The organism is Pseudomonas sp. Bc-h, assembly GCF_002080045.1.
In the GTDB taxonomy this organism is placed as follows: Bacteria; Pseudomonadota; Gammaproteobacteria; order Pseudomonadales; family Pseudomonadaceae; genus Aquipseudomonas.
Genome location: NZ_MUIN01000022.1, coordinates 20,598 through 29,455 on the forward strand (window position 1 = coordinate 20,598; position 8,858 = coordinate 29,455).

9 protein-coding genes are annotated in these 8,858 nt (G+C 58.9%); 2 read left to right on the forward strand and 7 right to left on the reverse strand.

Features of this window, described 5'->3' with window-relative positions; all coding sequences use genetic code 11:
* Nucleotides 1-50: 50 nt before the first annotated feature.
* Nucleotides 51-863 carry a crotonase/enoyl-CoA hydratase family protein gene (locus tag BWR59_RS31465; protein ID WP_081569581.1) on the reverse strand — a complete coding sequence of 271 codons (813 nt, stop codon included), beginning with the start codon at nucleotides 861-863 and terminating at the stop codon, nucleotides 51-53.
* A gap of 283 nt (nucleotides 864-1,146) precedes the next feature.
* Here BWR59_RS31465 and BWR59_RS31470 point away from each other — a divergent pair, with 283 nt between their 5' ends.
* Both BWR59_RS31470 and BWR59_RS31475 read left to right on the forward strand, forming a co-directional pair.
* The gene (locus BWR59_RS31470) at nucleotides 1,147-2,631 is read left to right on the forward strand and encodes an ATPase domain-containing protein (protein WP_081569576.1); all 1,485 of its coding nucleotides are present in this window, start codon (nucleotides 1,147-1,149) and stop codon (nucleotides 2,629-2,631) included.
* Complete coding sequence (locus BWR59_RS31475; RefSeq protein ID WP_081569577.1) at nucleotides 2,628-4,658, forward strand: response regulator; 2,031 nt, start codon at nucleotides 2,628-2,630, stop codon at nucleotides 4,656-4,658. The genes BWR59_RS31470 and BWR59_RS31475 overlap by 4 nt, the downstream gene beginning before the upstream one ends.
* A 76-nt stretch (nucleotides 4,659-4,734) precedes the next feature.
* On the opposite strand, the gene BWR59_RS31480 is transcribed toward BWR59_RS31475, so the two are convergent.
* The 6 genes from BWR59_RS31480 to BWR59_RS32240 form a co-directional block, all read right to left on the reverse strand.
* Nucleotides 4,735-5,811: a hypothetical protein gene (locus BWR59_RS31480; protein WP_081569578.1), complete on the reverse strand. Its 1,077-nt coding sequence runs from the start codon at nucleotides 5,809-5,811 to the stop codon at nucleotides 4,735-4,737.
* 9 nt (nucleotides 5,812-5,820) lie between these two features.
* Nucleotides 5,821-6,081 (reverse strand): PAAR domain-containing protein, encoded by a 261-nt coding sequence (locus tag BWR59_RS31485; RefSeq protein ID WP_343287017.1) that lies wholly within the window; start codon nucleotides 6,079-6,081, stop codon nucleotides 5,821-5,823.
* 32 nt (nucleotides 6,082-6,113) lie between these two features.
* Nucleotides 6,114-7,139, reverse strand: coding sequence for a DUF6396 domain-containing protein (locus BWR59_RS31490; protein WP_143491003.1), 1,026 nt, complete (start codon nucleotides 7,137-7,139; stop codon nucleotides 6,114-6,116).
* Between the two features lie 71 nt (nucleotides 7,140-7,210).
* A complete protein-coding gene (locus BWR59_RS33025) occupies nucleotides 7,211-8,341 on the reverse strand; it encodes a sel1 repeat family protein (protein ID WP_178111260.1) in 1,131 nt (376 codons plus the stop codon).
* Nucleotides 8,342-8,343: 2 nt separating this feature from the next.
* A complete protein-coding gene (locus tag BWR59_RS32235) occupies nucleotides 8,344-8,613 on the reverse strand; it encodes a hypothetical protein (RefSeq protein WP_168184565.1) in 270 nt (89 codons plus the stop codon).
* Nucleotides 8,592-8,858: phospholipase D-like domain-containing protein (locus BWR59_RS32240; RefSeq protein WP_230982134.1), on the reverse strand; the 267-nt coding region annotated here is incomplete at its 5' end. The genes BWR59_RS32235 and BWR59_RS32240, both read right to left, overlap by 22 nt.

Consider the following 8,858-nt stretch of genomic DNA (forward strand, 5'->3'; position numbering starts at 1 on the left):
TGCACGCGAGGCTCAACGGCAACAGGCGCCGACGAAATCAGGTTCGCCAGTCAATTATCGAAGACCGGCTTCTGTTTGCCCATGTGAGCAACCATCGCCAGCTTCAGGTCTGCCGATTGCAACATGGCAGCGTTCCAGGTGGCAACGTATTCGAGCCCGTCATCGACACTGTGATCGCGCATATAGGCAATCATTCGTTTGCTACCGCTGATGGCGATCGGCGATTTGGCGGCGATTTCCCGGGCGATTTCGAATACCCCGTCGAGCAATTGCGGCAGATCGGCGAAGGTGCGATTGACCAGACCGATGCGCAGCGCTTCGTCGGCTTTCACGTTGCGGCCGGTATAGGCCATTTCACGCATCATGCCGTCGCCGATCAAGCGCGGCAGGCGCTGCAAGGTCCCCACATCGGCGGCCATGCCCATGTCGATTTCGCGAATGGAAAACAGCGCGTCGTCAGCCGCGTAACGCATGTCGCAGGCGCTGATCAGATCAATGGCACCCCCGATGCAATAGCCCTGAACCGCCGCCAGCACCGGTTTGCTGCAGCGGTCGACGACACTGAACGACGCCTGCATCTGCAGGATCTTGCGCCGCAACAGGCGTGCGTTGCGCCCGACATCCTTGCCCAGCTCGTTGGCCACCGAGGCCAGCAGCATCAGGTCGATGCCCGACGAAAAATGCTTGCCCGCGCCGCTGAGCACCACCACTCGCACCTCGTCGGTGTCCTCGATCCACTGGAAGATATCGATGATCTCGGTCCAGAACGCGGCGTTCATGGCGTTGATCTTTTCCGGGCGATTGATTTGCACGTGGGCGATGTGGTCGGTCAATTCGACCTTGAAAGCGCTGTAGTCGGACACGGCGATGATCCTTGAGTGGCCTGTGGTGGTGAAATCCATGCCGCCGGACTATATCAACTCACCTGTGCGGTCGCAGGCCACGGTTGCGCCATTTGCCGGACTCACCCAAGCGCTTCGTCGAGCAGATTGCATTCTGCCACCTGAAAAACTGAACGGTTACAAACGGCTACGGTCCAGAGTGATGGCAGCGCAGATACCGTGACCACTGTGGGATCTGTGTTGCTCCGGGCAGCCGAACGACTATCGGCACCCCACCCTTTCTCAGGTCGCAAGAGGGCGATTCTTGACTACATCAAAAGCGGCAACCGGCATCGTGGGCCTGGACGACATCCTTGCGGGTGGTCTTTCACGCAGTCATGTATTTCTTCTTGAGGGAGAACCCGGAACCGGCAAGACCACCGTGGCGCTGCAATTTCTGCTGGCAGGCGCGGCGGCGGGTGAACGCTGTCTGTACATCACGCTGTCCGAAACCGAACGCGAGCTGCGCGAAGGCGCCAAATCCCACGGCTGGGATCTGGATGAGCAGATCGAAGTCTTTGAGCTGACGCCGCCTGAAGATTTGCTAAACGCCGAACATCAGCAGAGCCTCCTGTATTCATCGGACCTTGAGCTGGGCGAAGCCACCAAACAGATTTTCGAGGTGGTTGAACGGGTCAAGCCCAAGCGCGTAATCATCGACAGCCTTTCGGAAATCCGCCTGCTGGCGCAAAGCTCGTTGCGTTATCGCAGGCAGATTCTGGCCATCAAGCATTACTTCGCGCGTTACGACGCAACGGTGGTCCTGCTCGACGACCTGACCACCGAGTCGCTGGACAAGACCGTACACAGTGTCGCCCACGGGGTGATCCGCCTTGAGGAACTGACACCGAGCTATGGCGCCGAGCGCCGACGTCTGCGGGTGGTCAAATATCGTGGCCAGAAATACCGCGGCGGTTATCACGACTTCAACATCATGGAAGACGGCATTCACGTGTTCCCGCGCCTGGTGGCTGCCGAACACCGCAGCGGCTACGAGAGCCGCCAACTCAGTAGCAATATTCCCGAGCTGGATGCCTTGCTCGGCGGCGGCATCGACAGCGGCTCCAGCACGCTGATACTGGGCCCTGCCGGTACCGGTAAATCCCTCATCTCGCTGGTGTTCGCAGCGGCAGCCGTAGAACGTGGCGAGAAAGTCGGGCTGTTCATTTTCGATGAGGAGCTGGGTCTGCTGTTCGAGCGCATGAGAAAGATGGGTATCGATCTGCTTGCGCTGCAGAAGACCGGCAACCTGCTGATCGAACAGGTCGACGCCGCCGAACTGTCGCCGGGCGAGTTCTCCCACCGCGTGCGTCGCAGTGTCGACGAGAAGCAGATCCGCACCGTCGTCATCGACAGCCTCAACGGCTACCAGGCGTCGATGCCGGAAGAGAACGCGCTGGTGCTGCACATACACGAGCTGCTGCTGTATCTCAACCGTCAGGGCGCTTCGACCTTCATGACCGTGGCCCAACACGGCCTGGTCGGCGACATGCGCGCGCCGGTGGACATTACTTACCTGGCCGACACCGTGGTGCTGTTGCGTTATTTCGAAGCACTGGGCAAAGTGCGTCGCGCCATCTCGATCATCAAGAAACGCACGGGGACCCATGAGTCTACGATCCGCGAATACCGCATCAGTGGTACCGGTTTGAAAATCGGCGCGCCTCTGGAAGCCTTTCAAGGCGTACTGCGCGGCGTGCCGCATTATTTTGGTGAGAGTAATCCGCTGTTGCGGGACGAGGACGTGTGAGTACACCGGGACAACTGTCGGAACGCGCAATCATCCTGGCCCCTCGGGGCCGGGACAGTCAGATCGCCTTGATGATCCTGCAGGAGGCAGGTTTCCCGGCCATCATTACCCACGATCTGGCGGGCATGTGCAGGGAACTGGTGTCCGGCGCGGGCCTTGCCATCATCGCCGACGAGGCCCTGCGCGGGGTGGATCTCAACCCGCTGCTGAGCCTGCTGGCCAATCAGCCGGCCTGGTCGGACCTGCCGATCGTGCTGCTGACCCACCACGGTGGCCCCGAACAGAATCCTTCCGCCCGTCTGGGCAAGATGCTCGGCAACGTGACCTTTCTCGAGCGCCCGTTTCACCCGGCAACCCTCGTGAGTCTCGTCACTACCGCCGTGCGCGGCCGCCGTCGTCAATATGAAGCGCGCAGCCGCATGGAAGATCTGCTCGAAGGCGAACAGCGCCTGCAACACGCGCTCAAGGCCGGCAGCCTTGGTTCGTGGCAGTTGGGAGCGGAATACCTCGAGCTCGAGTGCTCGGCCATCAGCAAAATTCATTTCGGGCGCGACGAACACGCGCCCTTCACCTACCCCGACTGGCTGGAATCGGTGTATCCCGAAGACCAGCCGCGCATGCAGTCGGCGCTGCAACGCAGCCTCGACACCGGTGACGACTTCGTCATCGAGTTCCGCAATGTTTGGGCCGACGGCTCGCTGCACTGGGTCGACGTTCGCGCTCGCGCCATTCGTGCGCCCAACGGCCGGGTCAGCCTGCTGGCCGGCGTGACCTCGGACATCACCGAGCGCAAGCTGGCGGAAACCCAACTGCGGCGCCTCAACGAAACCCTGGAACAACAGGTCGAAGAGCGCACCTCCCAGTTGCGTCACAACGAAGAAGTCCTGCGCCAGTCGCAGAAGATGGAAGCGGTGGGACAGCTCACCGGCGGCATTGCCCACGACTTCAACAACATGCTCACCGGTATCATCGGCAGTCTGGAACTGCTCCGGCGGCGTCTGGCCCGTGGGCGCACCGAGGATCTCGACGGCCTGATCGATCTGGGCGTGACGTCAGCCAACCGCGCCGCCGCCCTCACCCACCGCCTGCTGGCGTTCTCCCGCCGGCAATCGCTGGACTCCAAACCCGTGGAGATGAACGAACTGGTCAACTCCATGGGCGAGTTGCTGCATCGCAGTGTCAACGAAAGCATTCGTCTGGACATGTGCCTGGACCCGCAACTGTGGACCGCCGAGGCCGACCCCAACCAACTGGAAAGCGCTCTGCTCAATCTGGTACTCAACGCCCGCGACGCCATGCCCAATGGCGGCATGCTGATGATCGAAACCTTCAACCGCAAGCTCGACCGCGACTTCACCAACGCGTACGAAAACCTGCTGCCCGGCGATTACGTAGTGCTCAGCGTCACCGACACCGGTTCCGGCATGCCGGAAAACGTGATCAGCCGCGCTTTCGATCCGTTCTTCACCACCAAGCCGATCGGCCAGGGCACCGGGCTCGGGCTGTCGATGATCTACGGCTTTACCAAACAGTCCCACGGCCACGTTTCCATCGAAAGCCAGGTCGGCCACGGCACCACCGTTCAGCTGTTCCTGCCGCGCTTCCATGGCGACAAGGACGAGGAAGAAGTCTCGCTCGAAGGCCAGGCCGTGGAAGCGCAGGACGGCGAAACCATCCTGATCGTCGAGGACGATCCGGCGGTACGCGCACTGGTCTGTCAGGTGCTGGGGGAACTGGGCTACGCCTATCTGGAAGCCGGAGACGCCGTGGGTGCGGTGCCGATTCTGGAGTCTACGCAGCGCATCGATCTGATGATCAGCGATGTCGGCCTGCCCGGCATGAACGGCCGCCAGTTGGCGGACATCGGTCGCCAGATGCGCCCCGATCTCAAGGTGCTGTTCATCACCGGTTACGCGGAAAACGCCGGCGTGCGCGCAGGTTTCCTCGACACCGGGATGCAGATGATCACCAAGCCGTTCGCCTTCGATCAGTTGACCGCCAAGGTGCGGGAGATGATTGAAGGCTGACACCTCTGCCGGCGCATCTGTCCTGTCGCCGTGCGGTTTGCCGGCGGTGGCTTTCCTGAAGATCGCTCCCCCGGTTTCAGCGAGCCAGCAGCCATCCGGCAGTGACATCCCCACGGTATCGGTCAAGCACCAGCACCGCACCTTCCGCACGTTCGATCGCCAGCAGATACGCAACGGCGAGTTGCGTCAGCAGGGTCGCCGTATGCCCCACTCCTCCTGCCAGAGCAGCAACGCCCACCATACGTTCGATGGGTGGGTGTGGCTCAAGACTCGTTGTCATGAACGTCGTGAGCTGGGTCAAAAGACGATCAGTCGTAGCGCCGTCAGTCACCACACCCATCATTTGCACCGCGCAGATCCCGCTTACCTCTTCCAGGCTCTGCACCACCCGCGCGATGTCCGACGTGTCTGTCTGCAACTGAAGATCACGCGACTCGTGCTCTGTCCTCTGGGCTGGATACAGCCGCCATCCGCCAGCCGCTTCAGCAGGGCCTGACTCAACACGTTGCAGATGAAGCGCGGTGATGCATTCTCCCGACACATGACCTGCGCAGACAGTGGCGCGGCCCCGGCTGGAGAGGCGGCTATCGACGCTCAGCAACAACAGACCCTGCACCCCTGACGCGTTCGACAGACACTGATCAAACCAGTCCTCAACGCTTGCGGATGCGACAACCACACTGCGCACACCCAACGCGTCCGGCCACTGACTCATGACCGCATCGAGCCATGCGTCCGCTTCCACACCCTCTGGCGCGAACAGGACCACGCGAGTTTCAGACCATTGAACACTGGCGGCAAACGATGACCATGCCTCGAAAGCGGCGCCCAGCAATTGAACCGCCCGCTTGAGCGGTGGCTGCCCTGGCTTCAACTCCCCTGCAGCGTCGATACGGCAACGTCCCCGACCCGGCGCCTCGTTGAGCCAGGCGGAGCGATCGACGATCGCCTGTTTCGAGGCGAGCGCGGGCCACGATTGAGCGCTGTCCAGACACCCGGCAGGCAGCCACGTCCAGGCGCCGGATATCTCCATATAATCGGTACTGAAGTTGTCTGCGGGCCTGCTGGCCGCCGCGATACGTTCGGCCTCCACTCGCCGCGCGCTCACCACATCCCACAGCGTCGCCATTTCATGGTCGGATAAGAAAGCCATGATCCCTCCTTAGAAAATTCTGGTTGCTGTGCGAGTCGCGAGCAAGGCTGCGCCGCACAGCGTCAAATCCCCATCGCGTGCCACGGCCCGTCCCTCATCCAGCGTGGCTTCATCCCCCGAAGCGATGGCGCATGGACCGTGCGGGCACACGACCGCGTCCCCCGCCCGCGCCACCGCAAGACCCTCCACGAACGTGGCAGGAGAGGCCTGCACCACTTGGCCGCCAGCAGAGGTGGGGTCGCCTAGTAAAATGATTGGACGCATGATCATTCCTTCCTCGAGTCAGGTGCAGTCACGAAGCATCAGGCCGACGTGAACACTCGCAGACCCGTCGCCGGGTCCAGGCCTTTTTCTTCGCTCAGGCGTTGCATCAGCTCATCCGAGGGCTTGGACGGTGGCACAGCGGCGTCGCGGTCTTTTTTCCACTGGAAGGTTTCATCCCAGTCGGGAAGTTTGGCCGGGGGCAGCGGGACGATCTGGTCAATGTCAGGGACTTTGGCGCCGAGGTTTTCGTAGCGATCCAGAAATTCGTCTATTAACTTATAACGGCGCGCGCGTTCTGGATCGGGGGCCAGAGCCATGTAAAAGAGCTCTTCGTTCGCGTTCGTGGTAACAAAACCTTTAGCCAAAAAACCCGCCGCCAGCACCTGCCCATTTTTTACCGCTAGTTGAAATGCAAGTACGGCGCCCGGATATTCCTTTCCGATTTTTTGGTCGATAGCAACTTCAAGTGCAGCTTTGGCATGCCCTTGCTCCATAGCGCATCTACGCATTTTCCTCATGACGTCGTGTGGCCCGGAAATCCTTCCAAGTAATTTTGATACATAGTACTGAGCGTCCGGGCTGCCCAGATCCGCAGCGTGACGATAATAAACCTTAGCTTTATCCAGATCTTGGGTCACACCAAATCCTCTTTCCAGATAGCGCCCCATGTCGTAATACCCACCGGGTATGCCACGCTCGATCAGATCCTCTACCAGATCAAGGGTCTCCACCCACGAGTCCGGGGAAAACGCTTGCCCTCGAGCCACCAGCGCTTGCAAATTGGTCGACGCCTTGTAATGCCCATGTGCCGCGGCGACTCGGTAATACCGCGCAACTTCGTCGAAGTCTTTCGGACCCGCCTTCAATTGCAGGTACAAGCCATATTTGTACAACTGATCAGACTCAGGCATAAGCACGGGTACCTTATCCGCTTCGCGTGCACACTCGAATTTCAGATTCTCAGTGACAGCCTGCAGATCAGGCACATCTCTGATGCCATCTTCCTTATTACAACCACTCAACATCAGCAACAAAGTGAGCGATAGGTATCTGACTAAATCCATGATTAATCCAGGCATCAAGAGTCAAGGGCCGCAGGCGAAATGGTCCGCAGCCATCATTAAATGAATCGTGCTTACGCTGTTTTCGGCAAGCGCAAACCGGTCGCCGGATCCAGGCCTTTTTCTTCGCTCAGGCGTTGCATCAGCTCATCCGAGGGCTTGGACGGTGGCACAGCGGCGTCGCGGTCTTTTTTCCACTGGAANGTCGCCGGATCCAGGCCTTTTTCTTCGCTCAGGCGTTGCATCAGCTCATCCGAGGGCTTGGACGGTGGCACAGCGGCGTCGCGGTCTTTTTTCCACTGGAAAGTTTCATCCCAGTCGGGAAGTTTGGCCGGGGGCAGCGGGACGATCTGGTCGATGTCAGGGACTTTGGCGCCGAGGTTTTCGTAGCGATCCAGAAATTCGTCTATTAACTTATAACGGCGAGCGCGTTCTGGGTCGGGGGCCAGAGCCATGTAGCGAAGCTCCTCACTTGGAGATGTAGTTATAAAACCACCACTTAAGAACCGAGCAGCCGAGGCATTTCCGTATTTTACTGCTTGTTGAAAAGCAGGTAAGGCCTCAGAGTATTGTTCCCTTACCGACCTAAACATCGCCGCCTCTAGCCCGGCTTTGCCATGCCCTTGTGCCATCGCACATTCATACATCTGCAACATGACATCTTTTGGACCGATGACCCTGCCTAATAATTCGGCCACATAAAACTGAGCATCCGGACTCCCCAAATCTGCTGCACGACGATAATATGCCTTAGCTTTATCTGGGTCCTGTACAACCCCGAAACCTCGATCCAGATATCGCCCCATGTCGTAGTAGCCACCAGGTATACCCTGCCTTATAAGATCCTCTACCAGATCGAGGGTTTCGACCCAAGAGTCGGGCGAGAACGCCTGTCCCCTTGAGACGATCGCCTGAAGGTTAGCCGACGCCTTGTAATGCGCATGTGCTGCGGCGATACGGTAATAACGCGCGATTTCATCGAAGTTTTTAGAGCCATGCTTCAATTGCAAATACAAGCCATATTTGTACAGCTGGTCTGACTCAGGCATAAGTACGGGCAATTGGTCCACTTCGTACGCACACTCGAATTTAAGATTCTCATATAACTTCCCAATATCAGACACATCTCTCATACCGTTCTCCTTATCACAGCCCGCCAAACTAAAAACCAAAACCAGTGCTGTCGAAAATCTAGAAATACTCATGATCAATCCAGGTGAGTGCGACTTGGGCTGTCGCGAAAGAACTCAACCAGTGAGGCATAGGGGGACTTTTTGAAACGGGGATCTGATTGCTCAGCGTTGGATTTCTGCCGAGCCTTGTTGCGGACAATAATATCCGTCCAAGCCTTAAACGCCTCCGCCGCCTTATCCTGCGCTCCCATCCCGTTCGTATGCAGATTCCACAAATGCTTTCGCAACGGTCTGGTTACCGCCGGATCTTCCAGGCAGATATTCAGTTCACTGTCCACTTCCATGCTGCGGGTGTTGATGTTCGATGNAAATGCTTTCGCAACGGTCTGGTTACCGCCGGATCTTCCAGGCAGATATTCAGTTCACTGTCCACTTCCATGCTGCGGGTGTTGATGTTCGATGAGCCCAAGGTCGTGAACACGTCGTCGATGATCATCAACTTGCTGTGGATGTACACCGGCAGCCAGTCGTCCGGGGGTGAGTCGGGCGACACCAGGGTGCAGATGTGGACTTTCAGGCCGGGGATGGT